The sequence below is a fragment of the Stenotrophomonas sp. YJH_SMC_54 genome (genome assembly GCF_059368435.1).
This window is the reverse complement of the sequence record NZ_JCAFRS010000006.1, coordinates 204491-220265: the sequence shown is the minus strand read 5'-3', so window position 1 is coordinate 220265 and position 15775 is coordinate 204491. Positions and strand designations below refer to the sequence as shown.

Below are 15775 nucleotides of genomic sequence, written 5' to 3'. Positions count from 1 at the left end.
GGACGGCGCGGGAACTCGCTGCGCTCAGACACCCGCGCCTCTTCGCCCTCGCCGGACCTGCGGTGCTCGGCTCGCTCAAGGCGGATCCAAGATCAAAGGCAGAAGCGGTCGCTTCGCTCGCCGGGCCCGGCCCGGCACTACCATGCATCGTCGTGCAGCTGTGGCTCTTGACCTTGGGTCCGCCTTGAGTGAGCCGAGCATCGCAGGGGAATCAGGGGCGAAGAGGTGCCGATGTCTGAGCGCAGCGAGTTCGGCACCGTCCCCTGATTCACCGAGAAGCGCAGGGGACCGACGTGCGAAGCACGGCGGCTCGCGACCTGGCGGCGCGTTTCTTTTGGTTACTTTTCTTTTCGCGCGAAAAGAAAAGTGACGCCCATGAACAGTGAAGCACCTTCAGCACGCGTCACGCGCAGGAAACCATCAGCGCACCGGCACCGGAATATTGCAGAGATCGATATGCCCCGCCGGGCGCTTGTAGAAATCATCCACGCGATTACGCCGTGCCTCCACCGTATCGGCGAAGGTCTTCGAATCGGTACGCAGCACCTGGATCGGCGTGCGCTCGGCCGCTGGCACGTCGCTGGCGCGGCGGATCGACACGATCGGCGTACGCAGCTTCGGGTCGGTGTAGAAGCCCATCGGTGCCGGTCCGCGCGGCGTTGCGCTGAGCAGTTCCATGCCCTTCAGCACGCGACCGACCAGCGTGATGTTGCGGTCCAACTGGCGCGGTGACTGGCCGGTCACCACGTACAGTTCGGCGCCGATGCTGCTGTCTTCCTCGTTGCTGCGGCCGGCACCGAGCATGCCGTAGCAGTGCGCCAGCCAGGTCTTGCCGGCCTGCGGGTCCTGGCCCACCGGGAAGCCGTCGACGAAACCGGTCTGCGCGGCCCAGCCATCGCGATCCGGCAGCACGCTGACCTTCAGGCCGGCGCTGGCGCGTTCGAACTCGGCCGGCAGCTTGCGCGCGGCGCTGCCGAACGGCTTGGCCTTGGCTGCGTCATCGGCGTCTGCATCGCCGAACTGCACCACGAAGTTGTCCTGTGAGCGGTAGATGCTGGTGCCGTCCCAGAAGTGCTCATGGGCGAAGGTCTGGATGTTGGCGACATGGCGCGGGGCGAACTGCGGCGCCAGCTCGATGATGACCCGACCGGCCGGCAGGTCCATGTACAGCAGGTTGGCCGGGTCCGGGGTGCGCCATTCGCTGGCCGCCGATGCGTCGAGGATCTGCTGCGGGCTGCGGTAGGGCGTGGCCGAACTGGCCATGGCGGGCAGCAGGCAGGACAGGGCGATGGCGGTCAGGGCAAGGCGACGAAGGTGCGGCATGGGATCCCCGGAACGTGAACGAGGCTTCGATTCTGCGCGAGCAGCCCGGCCACGCCAACCGGCACGATGACTAACGACACATTCGCTATACCGAACTTCGCACTACTGTGGACTTCAACGTAGTGGAGGGCCGGTCATGTCCGAGGACGATGTCCAGCTGAAGAAGTTCCAGAAGGAGCTCAGCGCCGGAACGGTGTCGCTGGCCCTGCTGGCGGTGCTGGCCCGGGCCGGGGAGCCGCTGTACGGCTACCTCATTGCCAAGGAGCTGGAGCGGGTGGGCGAGGGCGTGCTGAGCGGCAAGCAGAGCGCGCTGTACCCGGTGCTGCGCAACCTGGAGGCTGCCGGTCTGCTGGAAAGCCACGTGGAGCCGTCCAGCAGCGGTCCGCCGCGGCGCTACTACCGCATCAATGAACGTGGCCGCGAGGTGCTGGCGCAGTGGCGCCACGCCTGGCAGGCCACCCGCGATTCCGTCGATTCCGTGTTGGAGGGGGTACCGCAATGAACGACCCGAGCCTGGCAGGCCGAGCCCTGCCCACGACCATCCCGCAGTACCTGGCGCAGCTGCGTGTGGCGCTGGAAGGTGCCGACCCGGCGATGGTGCAGGACGCGCTGTACGACGCCGAGGAATACCTGCGCTCGGAGCTGGCGGCGCAGCCCGGCCGCAGCGAGGCCGAGGTGATCGCCGACGTCGCTGGCAGCTATGGCGCCCCGGACGAAGTGGCCGAGATCTATCGCGAGACCGAAGTGACGGTGAACCGCGCGCTGCGTACGCCACGTGCAGATACCGCGCCGGTGCTGCGCGCGGCGGCGGAAGCCAGTGGCGTCGAGCCGGCCGCACCGCCGCCGGCGCCAGTGCAGCGCTCGCTGCTGGCGCGCTTCTTCGGTGTGGTGACCGATCCGCACACCTACGGTGCGCTGTTCTACATGCTGCTGTCGCTGGCTACCGGCATCTTCTTCTTCACCTGGGTGGTGACCGGCCTGTCGCTGTCGCTGGGCCTGCTGATCCTGATCGTGGGCATTCCGCTGACCGTGCTGTTCTTCGGCTCGGTGCGCGGGCTGGCGCTGCTGGAAGGGCGGCTGGTGGAAGCGCTGCTGGGCGAGCGCATGCCGCGCCGTCCGCGTTACACCGATCGCAGCCGCACCTGGCTGCAGCGCATCGGCGACATGTTCACCGATGGCCGCACCTGGCTGACCCTGCTGTACTTCGTGCTGATGCTGCCGCTGGGCGTCATCTACTTCACCCTCGCGGTGACGCTGCTGTCGCTGTCGCTGAGCCTGATCTGGGCGCCGGTCGCGGCGATCTTCAGTGGCGACATTCCGGGCGTGTACGTCGATGGCGTGAACGTACTGCCGATGGCTGCATCGCCGCTGGTGGCGATCACGGTTGCTGCGGCGGGCGCGCTGCTGCTACTGCTGACGATGCATCTGGCACGCGGCATCGGCAAGCTGCACGGGCTGATTGCCAAGAACCTGCTGGTGCGGTTGTAACAGGCCAGGGGTCGGATCCCTGTTCGCAGAACAGGGCTCTGACCCCGGATCCCATCATGCTGGGGTCAGAGCCCTTTCCGCTGGAAAGGGATCCGACCCCTGCCGGGAATCAGCCCGCCTTTCGCCGCAACGGGGTGACGTTGCTCTTCTTCTTCGTGGCCTTCGCCGCCGGTGCTTCGGCATGCGCGGCGAAGAAGTCGCGCACCTTCGGATACACCACTTCGCGCCAGCGACGGCCGCTGAAGATGCCGTAGTGGCCGGCACCTTCGACGATGAAATGCTCACGGCGGTCCGCAGTGATGCCGGTGCACAGCGCCTGTGCGGCTTCGGTCTGGCCGAGGCCGGCGATATCGTCCAGCTCGCCCTCGATGCTCAGCAGCGCGGTATCGCGGATCGCCGACGGATCGACCTTCTCGCCGTTGACCACCCACTCACCACGCGGCAGCAGGAAGTCCTGGAACACCACGCGGATCGTATCCAGGTAGTACCTGGCCGGCATGTCGAGCACCGCGTTGTACTCGTCGTAGAAACGACGGTGCGCGTCGGCGTCTTCCAGGTCGCCCTTGACCAGGTCGGTATAGAAATCCCAGTGCGAACTGAAGTGGCGGCTCGGGTTCATCGACAGGAAGCCGGCGTGCTGCAGGAAGCCCGGGTACACGCGGCGACCGGCGCCGGGATAGCTGGCCGGCACGGTGTGGATGACGTTGTTCTCGAACCACGACAGCGGGTTCTGCGTGGCCAGGTTGTTCACTGCGGTCGGGCTGCATCGCGCATCGATCGGGCCACCCATCATCACCAGCGTGCGCGGCGTCGGTTCGCCACGGCTGGCCATCAGCGAAACCGCGGCCAGCACCGGTACGGTCGGCTGGCACACGCTCACCACGTGCAGGCGCTCCACGCCGAGGTGGCGGATGAATTCCTGGATGTAGGCGATGTAGTCGTCCAGGCCGAATTCGCCTTCGCTGGCCGGCACCATGCGCGCGTCCACCCAGTCGGTGACGTACACGCGGTGGTCGCGCAGCAGCGTGCGCACGGTATCGCGCAGCAGCGTGGCATGGTGGCCTGACAGCGGCGCTACCACCAGCACGAACGGCTGGTTGAGCATGGTGTGCAGCTGGTCGGCTTCATTGCTGTGGCGCTTGAAGCGCAGCAGCTTGCAGAACGGCTTGCTTACTTCTTCGTGCACGACGATCGGCACGCGTTCGCCATCGACGTCGATTTCGTTGATGCCCCACTCGGGCTTCTCGTAATCCTTGCCGATGCGGTGGAAGAGTTCATTGACCGCCGCCAGGCGATCAGCGCCGGGCATCTGCGACCACCAGTGGCCCTGGTTGGCGAAGAACCTGGCGTTGGCCTGGGCCTGGTGCACCCAGGGGGCGAGCAGGTTGCGGGTCAGTTCGTGCAGTTGATAGAGCATGACGACCGAATATGTATGGTCATATGTTGCCGCGCAGCATATCCCATCCGGGTGTCCCGCAGGTTAAGTCGGCTGAAAATAATGAATCTGGATTCACATCCGTTCCAGCGCGGCCGCATCGCCTGCCAGGGCGGGGCCGAGCCAGCAGTGCGACCCCACCGGCTGCAGGCCATGCCGGGCCAGCGTGCGGCGGTACCAACGCGCTGGGCGCGCCTGGAAGCCGTCGTGGTCGCCTTCGAACGCGTCCTCGGCGGCGAAGGTCTCCAGGAAGGCCACGCCGCCCGTCAGCTCTGCCACGCCGGCCAGTCCGGCGCGCAGCTCGCGGTCGGGCACGTAGTGCATCACGTCCGAGCAGACCAGCAGGTCGACCGGGGCACAGGGCCGCAGCCAGGCGAAATCGCCGAAGCGGGCCATGTGCAGGTTGCGGGTCCTGCCGTAGCGGCGCACAGCGTACTCGCTGCTGTCGAAGCCGAGGTATTCGACCTTCGGACGCAGCTTCAGCAGCGGTGCGCGCCAGGCGCCTTCGCCGCAGCCGATGTCCAGCACGCTGCGGATCGGTCGTTCCAGGTAGTACTCGGCACTGGCCACGGCCAGGGCGACCTTTCGCGCCAGGCGGGCGCTGCCGCCGATGTCGGCACGGCGGTACCAGCGTTGGAAATAGGCGGCGTCGTAGGTCTTGTCCATGGGGCGGTGCGCGATCGGGGAAAACGGCGCCTATCGTACGGTGTTGCGCCCCCGGGTGTGGCGGACCTGCAGTAGAGCCACGCCATGGGTGTCTGCCATGCTGCGGCGATTGGACGCGGCAGCCACCCATGGGATGGCTCTACTGCGACAATGGGTACCCATCTACGCCAGCCGCCGGAGCGAGCGCATGCAGAGCTACTACTGGGTCAAGACTTTCCACATCGTGTTCGTGGTGGCGTGGATGGCCACGGTGTTCTACCTGCCGCGCATCCTGGTGAACCTGGCCGAGACTGCGGGCCAGCCGGCGGTGACCGAGCGCCTGCAGCTGATGGGCCTGCGCCTGTACCGCTTCGGCCACTCGATGTTCGGCCTGGCATTCCTGCTGGGCCTGGTGCTGTGGCTGGGCTACAAGGTCATCCCCGATTTCCCGACCATGGTCGCGCCTGGTGGCGCCGGCTGGCTGCATGCCAAGCTGGGACTGGTGGTGCTGCTGCTGGTGTACTTCGGCTGGATCGGCCGCCTGCTCAAGGGCGTGGCCAAGGGCAGGGCGCTGCCGTCGTCGCGCGCGCTGCGCTGGATCAACGAGATCCCGCTGCTGGCCTTCATTCCGATCGTATGGCTGGTGCTGGCCAAGCCGTTCTGAGGCGGGGTCATCTGCACCCGGTAGATCCACGCCATGCGTGGATGCCGTCAGGGCGCAAACGAAAGCGCCGGGCAAATGCCCGGCGCTTTCGTTTCTGCAATCACCTGCGTGTTGCCGGCCAGCGGCCGGCACTACCAGGCCTACCTGCATGCTGGCCAGCGGCCGGCACTACGTCAGGCTGCTTCGTACGTGCCGTAGCTGCGCAGGCGCGCGTAGCGCTGTTCCAGCAGCTGTTCGGTGGACAGCTTGTCCAGCGCGTCCAGTTCGTTCAGCAGCACCGCCTTCAGGCGCTTGGCCATCTGCGTCGGGTTGCGGTGGGCGCCGCCGGTGGGCTCGCGTACGACCTTGTCGACCAGGCCCAGGCTCTTCAGGCGCGGGGCGGTCAGGCCCAGCTGTTCGGCCGCGTCCTTGGCCTTGCCGGCGTCCTTCCACAGGATCGAGGCGCAGCCTTCCGGGGTGATGGTCGAGTACACCGCGTATTCCAGCATCACGGTGCGGTCGCCCACGCCCAGCGCCAGCGCGCCGCCGGAGCCGCCTTCGCCGATCACGGTGCAGATGATCGGCACCTTCAGTTCGGCCATCTCGATCAGGTTGCGCGCGATCGCTTCGGACTGGCCGCGCGATTCGGCGTCGATGCCCGGCCAGGCGCCAGCGGTGTCGATCAGGGTCAGCACCGGCAGGCCGAAGCGCTCGGCCATCTTCATCAGGCGCAGGGCCTTGCGGTAGCCCTCCGGCTTGGGCATGCCGAAGTTGCGCTTGATCTTCTCCTTGGTGTCACGGCCCTTCTGGTGGCCGATCACCATCACTGCACGGCCGTTGATGCGGGCCAGGCCACCCATGATCGCCTTGTCGTCGGCGAAGGCACGGTCGCCGGCCAGCTCCTGGAACTCATCGAACATGACGCGGAGGTAGTCGGCGGTGTAAGGGCGCGACGGATGACGTGCCAGCTGCAGCACCTGCCACGAGGTCAGGTTGCGGAAGATCTGCGCGGTGCGCATGCGCAGCTTGTCCTGCAGCGCGTGCACTTCCGCCTCGACATTGACCGCCGGCCCGGCACTGGCGTTGCGCAGTTCCTGGATCTTGGCTTCCAGGTCGGCGATGGGTTGCTCGAAGTCGAGGTAGTTCGGATTCATCGGAAGCCGTCGTGTAAAGAAGAGGGGAATTCTAGCCGAATGCGCGCAAACCACCCGTACGCCTTCGTCTGGAAGGCGACGGTAGCGCAGCCGGGCGGGGCGCGCCAGTCAGCTCAGGGCACCACCAGGGCGCTGCGGCCCATCAGCTGGCTGCGCTGGGAAACGAAGTCGTTGTAGGCCTCGTTGGCGTCACGGCCCAGCCCGCTGCCCAGCGTGGCGGTGGCCGAGGTGAAGGCCATCTGCGCGGCGAAGTCCTGCTTGCGCAGCGCCTTCTGTTCATCGGCGGTGGTAGCCTTCAGCCAGCGCGCATAGACCTCGCGCAGCGGCGCGGCGTGGGCCTCGAAGGCCGGCACCAGCGCCGGCAGGCTGGCCGGGGCCGGTTCCAGGCTGAACGCCGGGGCCACGTAGCCGGCCGGCTGCTCGCGCTTGAACGCGCCGGGCTCGCCCATGCCTTCTTCCACGTAAGCGATGAAGTCTGGCGCGGTGAACACCTTGGCCACGATCTGGCCACCGCTGGCGTCGACGTGGGCCACCACCTTTTCCTTCGGGAAGGGCTCGCGCACGCCGTAGGTCCAGGTTTTGTCGATGAACAGGTCGTGGCTCTTTTCGAACGGGCCTTCGAAGTCGACCCCGCCAAGTTCGATGCCCTTGTTGCCGACGCCGAAGTTCTTCAGCTTGCTCTCGTCGGTGACATAGACCTCGCGGGCGATCACGTACTCGCTCAGGGTCGGGTTGATCAGGCCGCCACGGCCATCGACGTAGACGATGAAGCGCACGTCGCCCAGTTTGTCGGTGTGCAGGCGGTGCTCACCGACAGCGAGCGAGATCGGGCGCGAGCCCTGTGCGGCCACCGGCAGGTCCTTGCCATCGATGCTCAGGGCCAGCGGCGCATCGGTCGGGTTGTCGATCTGGAACTCGACCTTCGAGGGCGAGCAGGCGGCCAGGGCCAGCGCGGCGGCGAACGGGAACAGCAGGGTCTTCATTGGCAATCGTCCTTGATGACTGGAACGGGAAAAACAGGAATACGGAGGAGCCGACCTCAGCTGGCCCACGGTGGGCTGTAGCGCACTTTCAGCGTGCGCACGGCGGGGTCGGCGCGCAGCGCCTCCATCAACTTGGAATCGATGCGCACCGCGCTCTGCCCGGACACATCGAGCATGCCGGCGACGCCGCCGTGCGGGCCCTTCAGCAGCAGGTCCAGGCGCAGCGGTGTGCGCCCCGGGCGATGGCGGTCGAGCAGCGCATCGATGCGCTCCCAGACCGGACGCTGCTGGCGCAGGTCCAGGCGCAGCGACAGTCGCGTGGCGTAGTTGGCGCAGACTTCGTCGAAGTCCCAGCACTGGCGGATGCGCAGTGCGTAGCCGCCGTTGAACTCGTCCTCGCGCAAGCCGCCCTTGACCACCAGGATGCGGTCCTTGGTCATCAGGTGCCCGAACTCGGCCATCGCGTCGGAGAACGCGCTGCACTCGACGCGGCCGCGGCCATCTTCCAGCTGGATGAAGATCTGGCTCTCGCCCTTGCGACGCACACCGACCACCTGGCCGGCCAGCACGGTCTGTACTTCCGGGCGCCAGCGCTTTTCGCCGCCGCCGCCGCCACCGCTGTTGGCGCTCCAGATCTTCTCCACCGAACCCAGGTCGTTGCCGACCAGATCGCGTACATCGTCGCGCCATGGATCGAACGGGTGGCCACTGAGATAGAAGCCCAGCGTGTCGCGCTCGCCGTTGAGGCGCTGCAGCAGCGGCCATTCTTCGGCTTCGGGCAGGTCCAGCTGGATCGTGGTCGCGCTCGGGTCCGGGCCACCGAACAGCGAGTTCTGTCCCGAAGCGCGCTCGCGGGCCATCTGGTCGGTAGCCTTGATCACCTCCGGCAGCTGCAGCATCAGCGAGGCACGGTTGCGGCCGAGCTCGTCCAACGCACCACAGTTGATCATCGCTTCCAGCGTGCGCCGGTTGAGCTTGGCCGAGCCGACGCGGGTGCAGAAGTCGAGCAGGTCCTTGAACGGGCCGCCCTTCAGTCGCTCCTCGACCACCGCCTCGCAGGCACCCTGGCCGACGCCCTTGATCGCACCGAGGCCGTACTGGATGGTGTCCGGGGTCACCGCTTCGAACATGAAGGCCGACTGGTTCACCTTGGGCGGCAGCACGGTCAGGCCGAGGTTGCGCACCTCGTCGAGGAAGCCGACCACCTTGTCGGTGTTGTCCAGATCGGACGACAGCGTGGCCGCCATGAACTCGGCCGGGTAATGGCGTTTCAGCCATGCGGTCTGGTAACTGACCAGCGCGTAGGCGGCGGCGTGCGACTTGTTGAAGCCGTAGCCGGCGAACTTCTCCATCAGGTCGAAGATCGCGTCGGCCTTGGCTTCGTCCACGCCGTCCTTGGCCGCGCCTTCGCGGAAGATCTCGCGGTGCTTGGCCATTTCGGCCGGCACCTTCTTGCCCATCGCACGGCGCAGCAGGTCGGCGCCGCCCAGCGAGTAGCCGCCGACGATCTGCGCCATCTGCATCACCTGCTCCTGGTACACCATGATGCCGTAGGTGTCTTTCAGGATCGCTTCGGTGCGCGGATCGGGATAGATGATTTCTTCCTGGCCGTGCTTACGCGCATTGAAGGAGGGAATCAGGTCCATCGGGCCGGGGCGGTACAGCGACACCAGCGCGATCAGGTCTTCGAAACGGTCGGGGCGCGCGTCCTTCAGCAGGCGGCGCATGCCCGAGGATTCGAACTGGAACACTGCGCCCGTATTGCCGTTGGCGAAGATGTCCTTGTAGGTGGGCGTGTCGTCCAGCGGAATCGCGGCGATGTCCACCGGCGGAATGCCGGCGCGCTCATGGCGCTTGTTGATCGCCTTCACCGCCCAGTCGATGATGGTCAGCGTGCGCAGGCCGAGGAAGTCGAACTTCACCAGGCCCACTTCTTCCACGTCGTTCTTGTCGAACTGGGTGACCGGGTTCTTGCCGAGACCGTTCTCGTCGTGTTCGGCGTACAGCGGGCAGAACTCGCTCAGCGGTTCGGGCCCGATCACCACGCCACCGGCGTGCTTGCCGGCGTTGCGGGTCAGGTCTTCCAGCTGCAGCGCCAGGTCGATCAGGTCGCGGACATCGTCCTCGGTCTCGTAGCGCTGGATCAGTTCCGGCGACGCCATTTCCGAGCTGGGGCCTTCCTTGCCCTTGCCCAGTGCATCCTTCAGGTGGATGCCGAGGATGTTCGGGATCAGCTTGGAAACACCGTCGACCAGGCCGTACGGGAAGCCGAGCACGCGGCCGGAGTCGCGCACCACCGCCTTGGCGGCCATGGTGCCGTAGGTGATGATCTGGCTGACGCGCTCGCGCCCGTACTTGCGCGCGACGTAGTCGATCACCTCGTCGCGGCGGTCCATGCAGAAGTCGATGTCGAAGTCGGGCATCGACACGCGTTCCGGGTTCAGGAAGCGCTCGAACAGCAGGTTGTACGGCAGTGGGTCCAGATCGGTGATCTTCAGCGCCCACGCCACCAGCGAACCGGCACCCGAACCACGGCCAGGGCCGATCGGGATGCCCTGGTTCTTGCCCCACTGGATGAAGTCGGCCACGATCAGGAAGTAGCCGGGGAAACCCATCTTGATGATGGTGTTGAGCTCGAACTCCAGGCGCTCGAAATAATCTTCGCGGGTCTTGCCCGGCGCCAGCGGATTCTTCTCCAGGCGCTCTTCCAGGCCGTCGCGCGACATCTTCTGGATCCAGGTGTCCAGGGTCTCGTCGTCGGGCACCGGGTAATTGGGCAGGAAGTAGGTGCCCAGCCGCATCTCGATGTTGCAGCGCTCGGCCAGCGCCAGCGTGTTGTCGATGGCATCGGGAATGTCGGCGAACAGCGCACACATCTCTTCGGCCGATTTCAGGTACTGCTGGTCGCTGTACTCGCGCGGGCGCTTGGGGTCGTCCAGTACGCGGCCGGTGGAAATGCACACGCGCGCTTCGTGCGCGCTGAAATCGGTGGGCGCCAGGAAGCGCACATCATTGCTGGCCACCACCGGCAGGCCACGCTGGCCGGCGGCCATCAGCGCGAACTGGTTGAAGGTTTCCTCGCCCTCGCGGCCGGTGCGGGTCAGCTCCAGGTGCAGGCCATCGCCGAACACGCGCTGCCAATCGGCCAGCTGCTGCTCGGCCAGTTCATGCTTGCCGTCCAGCGCCAGGCGCCCGGCCAGGCTCTGCCGGCCGGCCAGCGCGAACAGGTTGGCGTTGCCGGCCTTCAGCCAGTCCGGATGAATGGCCACGCCGCCTTCGGGGCGATGGCCTTCCATCCACGCGCGGGTCAGCAGCCGCGACAGGCTCAGGTAGCCCTCGCGGTCGCGGCACAGCAGGGTCATCCGCCACGGATCCTGCCCTTCCTCGGCGATCAGCACGTCGGCGCCGGCGATAGGCTTGATGCCCACGCCTTCGGCCGCCTTGTAGAACTTGACCAGGGCGAACAGGTTGTTGAGGTCGGTCACCGCCAGCGCGGGCAGGCCGAGTTCGACCGAGCGTGACAGCAGGTTGGCCTGCTTGGCCTTCTTCGGGTCCGCCTGGTCCGGCTTGGCCGGCACACGGATGGTGGAGTCCGCCAGCGAGAACTCGGTGTGGACGTGGAGATGTACGAAGCGGGAGTTGGACATGCCGGACCAGGTTGGAGCGCGCGGGCCCCGGGTGCTGACGGGGGAATCGTCGCCGGGGTCGGGAAGCGCTGGAGTGCCCGGTCAGGGTAGCGAGGGCTGGAGGGCGCGACAAGCTCTTGACGGCATGCGATATCGCATCCGCGCTATCGCTCCCCACGGTTCGCAGGCGAACCGCGGGCCCCGCCTGACCCTGCTTTCGCAGCCGGGTGCAGCGACCGTTCAGGCGATTCAGGCGATTGCGATGTCTGCGGTCACAGCTGCCGGGTTTTCCAGGCACTCGCGCACCGGGGCGAAGCTGCGCCGGTGCTCCATGCAGGGGCCGTGCTCGCGCAGGGCGGCCAGATGGGCCGGGGTGCCGTAGCCCTTGTGCTGCTCGAAGCCGTATTGCGGGTGGCGGGCATGCACGTCCTGCATGTAGCGGTCGCGCGAGACCTTGGCCAGGATCGAGGCGGCCATGATCGCGCGGTCGATGCCATCACCGCCGACCAGTGCCTGCGCCGGCAGTACCAGGCCCTTGGGCACCACGTTGCCGTCGATGCGGGCGAAGCCGGCCACGTGGGCGACCGCTGCAACGACGTCACGCATGCCCTGCAGGGTGGCCTGGTAGATGTTCAGGCGGTCGATGGTGTCCACGTCCACCAGCACCACGTGCCAGGCCAGGGCACGTTCGATGATGCGGTCATGCAGTTGCTCGCGGCGGGCTGCGGTGAGTTGCTTGGAATCGTCCAGGCCGTTGATGCGTGGCCGTGCCGGGTCGAACACCACCGCCGCCACCGCGACCGGTCCGGCCAGCGGACCGCGGCCGGCTTCGTCGACGCCGGCGACCAGACGCTCCGGCTCGACCACGGCAGCACCGTCGAACAGGGCCAGGCTGGCCGCTGCGGCGTGGCGGCGGCTCATGCCTGGGCCTGGTCGCGCATCAACAGCTCGCCCACAGCGTCGGCCGCGCGGGCCGAGGCATTGCGGCGCAGTCGTTGATGCAGGCGGGCATAGGTGTCCTGCAGGTCGGTCACCCGCTGCGGGTGGTCGAACCATTGCTGGATGGCCGCCGCCAGCTTGTCCGGCGTGCAGTCGTGCTGCATCAGTTCCGGTGCCAGGTCCTGGCCCGCCAGGATGTTGGGCAGGGCAAAGCGGTCGACCTTGATCAGGCCCAGCGCCTTGACCAGGCGGTAGGTCAGCTCGTTGACGCGGTAACCGACCACCATCGGCCGCTTGACCAGCATCGCCTCCAGCGTCGCGGTACCCGAGGCCAGCACCACCACATCGGCGGCGATCATCGCGTTTCGCGCCTCACCGTCGAGTACATGCGAGAAGGCTACCGGCAGCGCCGAGCGTGACAGCTGTTCTTCGATCAGGCGCTTGCAGGCCGGGTTGGCGGCAGGCACTACCACGTGCAGGCCGGGGATGCGCTCGGAGACCTGCCAGGCGGCCTCGAAGAACGGTTCACCGAGGCGCGAGATTTCGCCCAGGCGGCTGCCTGGCAGCACTGCCAGCACCTTGGCCGAGGTCGGCAGGCCAAGCGCGGCGCGCGCTTCCTCGCGGTTGCCCTGCAGGGGGATGTCATCGGCCATCGGATGGCCAACGAAGCGCGCGTCGATGCCGTGCCTGGCATAGATCGGGGGTTCCATCGGGAACAGGCACAGCACCAGGTCGGCACTGCTGCCGATCTTCTCGGCGCGCTTCTCGCGCCAGGCCCAGACCGAGGGGCTGACGTAGTGCACGGTGCGCACGCCGCGCTGCTTCAGCCAGCGTTCGATGCCCAGGTTGAAGTCGGGCGCGTCGATGCCGATGAACACGTCCGGCTGCCATTCCAGTGCACGCTGGCGGAACGCGGAACGCAGTTTCAGCAGGCGTGGCAGGTGGCGCAGCACTTCGGTCAGTCCCATCACCGCCAGCTCGCTGGCATCGTGCCAGGTCAGGCAGCCGGCGCTGCGCATGGCATCGCCACCGATGCCGGCGAATTCGGCATTCGGAAAGCGTGCCTTCAGCTCGCGCACCAGGCCCGCACCCAGCAGATCACCGGAGGCCTCACCGGCCACCAGAGCGATCCGCAACGGGCGCTCGCTGAGCACCCGCTGCGCGGGGACGCTGCCGGCCATCGAGGCCAGCGGAATCACGGCGGCGCCGGCCGGCGCCTGGCCGGTCGTGCTGCTCATCGCAGCAAGGGCCTCTCAGCGTGCTCGATGAAGTCCAGCATGGCCTTCACGTCATCGCTGTCGCGTGCCTGTTCGGTCAGCTGCACCTTGGCTTCGGCCAGCGGCAGGCCCGCCACGTACAGGGTGCGGTAGGCGCGCTTGATGGCGGAGATCCGCTCGGCGTCGAAGCCACGACGCTTCAGCCCTTCGCTGTTGATGCCGCGCGGGCGGCCCAGCGAATCGGTGCCGACCATGGTGAACGGCGGAACGTCGCCGTTGGTCAGCGCGCCCATGCCGAGGAAGGCGTGGGCACCGATGCGGCAGAACTGGTGGGCACCAGCGAAGCCGCTGATGATCACGTAGTCGCCCACGGTCACGTGGCCGGCCAGGGTGGTGTTGTTGGAGAACACGCAGAAGTTGCCGACATGGCAGTCGTGCGCCACGTGCGTGTAGGCCAGCATCCAGTTGTCGTTGCCGATCGTGGTGATGCCGCCGCCGCCGCCGGTGCCACGGTTCAGGGTGACGAACTCGCGGAACACGTTGCGGTCGCCGATCACCAGTTCGGTGCGTTCGCCAGCGAACTTCTTGTCCTGCGGCTCGCCACCGATCGCGGCGTGGCCGATGAAGCGGTTGTCACGGCCGATCCTGGTCGGGCCGTGGATGCTGCAATGGGGGCCGACCACTGTGCCGGCGCCGATTTCCACATCGGCACCGATCAGGGTGAACGCGCCGACCTGGACGTCGTCGGCCAGGCGCGCGGCCGGATCGATGACGGCAGTCGGGTGGATCCGTGGTGCGTTGTCAGTCATTGCTGCCTCCCGTGGATCAGCCCTTGGCACCGGCGCACATGACCTCGGCCGAGGCAACGACTTCACCGTTCACCTTGGCCTCGCCGTAGTACCAGCCCATGTTGCGGATCAGGCGCTTCATCTGCACATCCAGCATCAGCACGTCGCCGGGCACGACCTGCTTGTTGAAGCGGGCGTTTTCCACCTTGACCATGTAGAACAGCTTGGACTGCGCATCGCGGCCAAGCGTCAGCTGGGTCATCACGCCACCGGCCTGGGCCAGCGCTTCGATGATCAGCACGCCGGGCATGATCGGGCGGCCCGGGAAGTGACCCTGGAAGAACGGCTCGTTGATGCTGACGTTCTTCTGCGCCAGGATGCGCTTGGCCTCGATGTCGAGCTCAAGCACCCGGTCCACCAGCAGGAACGGGTAGCGGTGCGGGAGCAGTTCCTGGATCTGGCAGACGTCGATCGGAAGCTGCAGCGTGTCGTTCATTCTTTCTCCTTGCCAGCAGCCAGGACGCGGCGAGCCAATGCGTCCAGCTGCTTGAAGCGCGCGGCGTTCTTGCGCCACGTGCGGTTGTCGGTCAACGGGGTGCCGGACGAGTACTCGCCCGGCTCATGGATGGAATTGCGGACCACCGACTTGCCGGTGATCACGACCTTGTCGCAGATCTCGAGGTGGCCGACCACGCCGACGTGGCCGCCGAGCAGGCAGTAGCGGCCGATCCTGGCGCTGCCGGCGATGCCGGTGCAGCCGGCGATGGCCGAGTGCGCGCCGATCTGCACGTTGTGCGCGATCTGTACCAGGTTGTCCAGGCGCACGTCTTCGTCCAGCACGGTGTCTTCCAGTGCACCACGGTCGACGCAGGTGTTGGCGCCGATTTCGCAATCGTCGCCGATGCGCACGCCGCCGAGCTGCGGCACCTTGATCCACTTGCCGGCGTCCATCGCCAGGCCGAAGCCATCGGCACCGAGCACGGCACCGGGGTGCACGCGCACGCGCTTGCCGAGCTTGACCCGGGTGACCAGGGTGACCCGGGCGATCAGTTCGCAGCCGCTGTCCAGGCTGCAGTCTTCGCCGATCACGCTGCCGGCGCCGATGATGCAGTTCTCGCCGACCACGCTGCGCGCGCCGATGGAGACGAAGGGGCCGATGTGGGCGCTGGCGGCGACCTGGGCGCTGGAATCGATGACGGCGCTGGGGTGGATGCCCGGTGGGCGCGTGGGCGCGATGTCGAACAGCGCGGCGATCTTGGCGAAGGTGGTGTACGGGTCCTTGGCCACGAGCGCGGCGCCGGGGGCGGCTTCGGCGTCGTCGGCGCGCAGCACGACCAGCGAGGCCTGGCTGTCGGCCAGCTGGGCGCGGTAGCGTGGATTGGCGAGGAAGGTCAGCTGGCCAGGACCGGCGTGGGCGAGGGTGGCCACGCCGTGGATGGCGGTGGCGGGGTCGCCATGGACCTGCAGGCCGAACTGCTCGGCGAGTTGCTGGGCGGTGTAGGTGGGAGTATTCACGGCGGGAGTTTAACGTGTG

14 protein-coding genes are annotated in these 15775 nt (G+C 67.1%); 3 read left to right on the top strand and 11 right to left on the bottom strand.

Annotated features, from left to right (window positions below; genetic code table 11):
- Positions 1 to 420: 420 nt before the first annotated feature.
- Entirely contained in the window at positions 421 to 1323 is a 903-nt protein-coding gene (locus tag AC5P5S_RS09630; RefSeq protein ID WP_062607484.1) for a peptidylprolyl isomerase, read from the bottom strand.
- Between the two features lie 136 nt (positions 1324 to 1459).
- Here AC5P5S_RS09630 and AC5P5S_RS09625 point away from each other — a divergent pair, with 136 nt between their 5' ends.
- Positions 1460 to 1825, top strand: coding sequence for a PadR family transcriptional regulator (locus tag AC5P5S_RS09625; RefSeq protein ID WP_005408726.1), 366 nt, complete (start codon positions 1460 to 1462; stop codon positions 1823 to 1825).
- Positions 1822 to 2811: a sensor domain-containing protein gene (locus AC5P5S_RS09620; RefSeq protein ID WP_049395934.1), complete on the top strand. Its 990-nt coding sequence runs from the start codon at positions 1822 to 1824 to the stop codon at positions 2809 to 2811. Before AC5P5S_RS09625 ends, AC5P5S_RS09620 begins: the two co-directional genes overlap by 4 nt.
- A gap of 109 nt (positions 2812 to 2920) precedes the next feature.
- Here AC5P5S_RS09620 and AC5P5S_RS09615 read toward each other — a convergent pair whose 3' ends face one another.
- Together AC5P5S_RS09615 and AC5P5S_RS09610 are read right to left on the bottom strand one after the other, a co-directional pair.
- Positions 2921 to 4228 (bottom strand): polyhydroxyalkanoate depolymerase, encoded by a 1308-nt coding sequence (locus tag AC5P5S_RS09615; RefSeq protein ID WP_005408728.1) that lies wholly within the window; start codon positions 4226 to 4228, stop codon positions 2921 to 2923.
- 93 nt (positions 4229 to 4321) lie between these two features.
- A complete protein-coding gene (locus AC5P5S_RS09610) occupies positions 4322 to 4912 on the bottom strand; it encodes a class I SAM-dependent DNA methyltransferase (RefSeq protein WP_005408729.1) in 591 nt (196 codons plus the stop codon).
- A gap of 187 nt (positions 4913 to 5099) precedes the next feature.
- Between AC5P5S_RS09610 and AC5P5S_RS09605 the strand changes: the two genes are divergently transcribed.
- Positions 5100 to 5555, top strand: a complete 456-nt coding sequence (locus AC5P5S_RS09605; RefSeq protein ID WP_005408730.1) for a CopD family protein — start codon at positions 5100 to 5102, stop codon at positions 5553 to 5555.
- Positions 5556 to 5728: 173 nt separating this feature from the next.
- Here the strand turns inward: AC5P5S_RS09605 and AC5P5S_RS09600 are convergent, their stop codons facing one another.
- The 8 genes from AC5P5S_RS09600 to lpxD form a co-directional block, all read right to left on the bottom strand.
- On the bottom strand, positions 5729 to 6688 hold the full coding sequence (locus AC5P5S_RS09600; protein WP_005408731.1) for an acetyl-CoA carboxylase carboxyltransferase subunit alpha: 960 nt from the start codon (positions 6686 to 6688) through the stop codon (positions 5729 to 5731).
- Between the two features lie 113 nt (positions 6689 to 6801).
- Complete coding sequence (locus tag AC5P5S_RS09595) at positions 6802 to 7671, bottom strand: hypothetical protein (RefSeq protein WP_059033803.1); 870 nt, start codon at positions 7669 to 7671, stop codon at positions 6802 to 6804.
- 56 nt (positions 7672 to 7727) lie between these two features.
- A complete protein-coding gene (gene dnaE / locus AC5P5S_RS09590) occupies positions 7728 to 11318 on the bottom strand; it encodes a DNA polymerase III subunit alpha (RefSeq protein WP_043034852.1) in 3591 nt (1196 codons plus the stop codon).
- 228 nt (positions 11319 to 11546) lie between these two features.
- Positions 11547 to 12218: a ribonuclease HII gene (gene rnhB, locus AC5P5S_RS09585; RefSeq protein ID WP_005412735.1), complete on the bottom strand. Its 672-nt coding sequence runs from the start codon at positions 12216 to 12218 to the stop codon at positions 11547 to 11549.
- Complete coding sequence (lpxB, locus tag AC5P5S_RS09580; protein WP_043034888.1) at positions 12215 to 13417, bottom strand: lipid-A-disaccharide synthase; 1203 nt, start codon at positions 13415 to 13417, stop codon at positions 12215 to 12217. Before lpxB ends, rnhB begins: the two co-directional genes overlap by 4 nt.
- 53 nt (positions 13418 to 13470) lie before the next feature.
- The gene (gene lpxA, locus AC5P5S_RS09575; RefSeq protein WP_005412736.1) at positions 13471 to 14262 is read right to left on the bottom strand and encodes an acyl-ACP--UDP-N-acetylglucosamine O-acyltransferase; all 792 of its coding nucleotides are present in this window, start codon (positions 14260 to 14262) and stop codon (positions 13471 to 13473) included.
- 16 nt (positions 14263 to 14278) lie between these two features.
- On the bottom strand, positions 14279 to 14737 hold the full coding sequence (gene fabZ / locus AC5P5S_RS09570; protein ID WP_012479607.1) for a 3-hydroxyacyl-ACP dehydratase FabZ: 459 nt from the start codon (positions 14735 to 14737) through the stop codon (positions 14279 to 14281).
- A complete protein-coding gene (gene lpxD / locus AC5P5S_RS09565; protein WP_049460090.1) occupies positions 14734 to 15756 on the bottom strand; it encodes a UDP-3-O-(3-hydroxymyristoyl)glucosamine N-acyltransferase in 1023 nt (340 codons plus the stop codon). The genes fabZ and lpxD overlap by 4 nt, the downstream gene beginning before the upstream one ends.
- Positions 15757 to 15775: the final 19 nt, after the last annotated feature.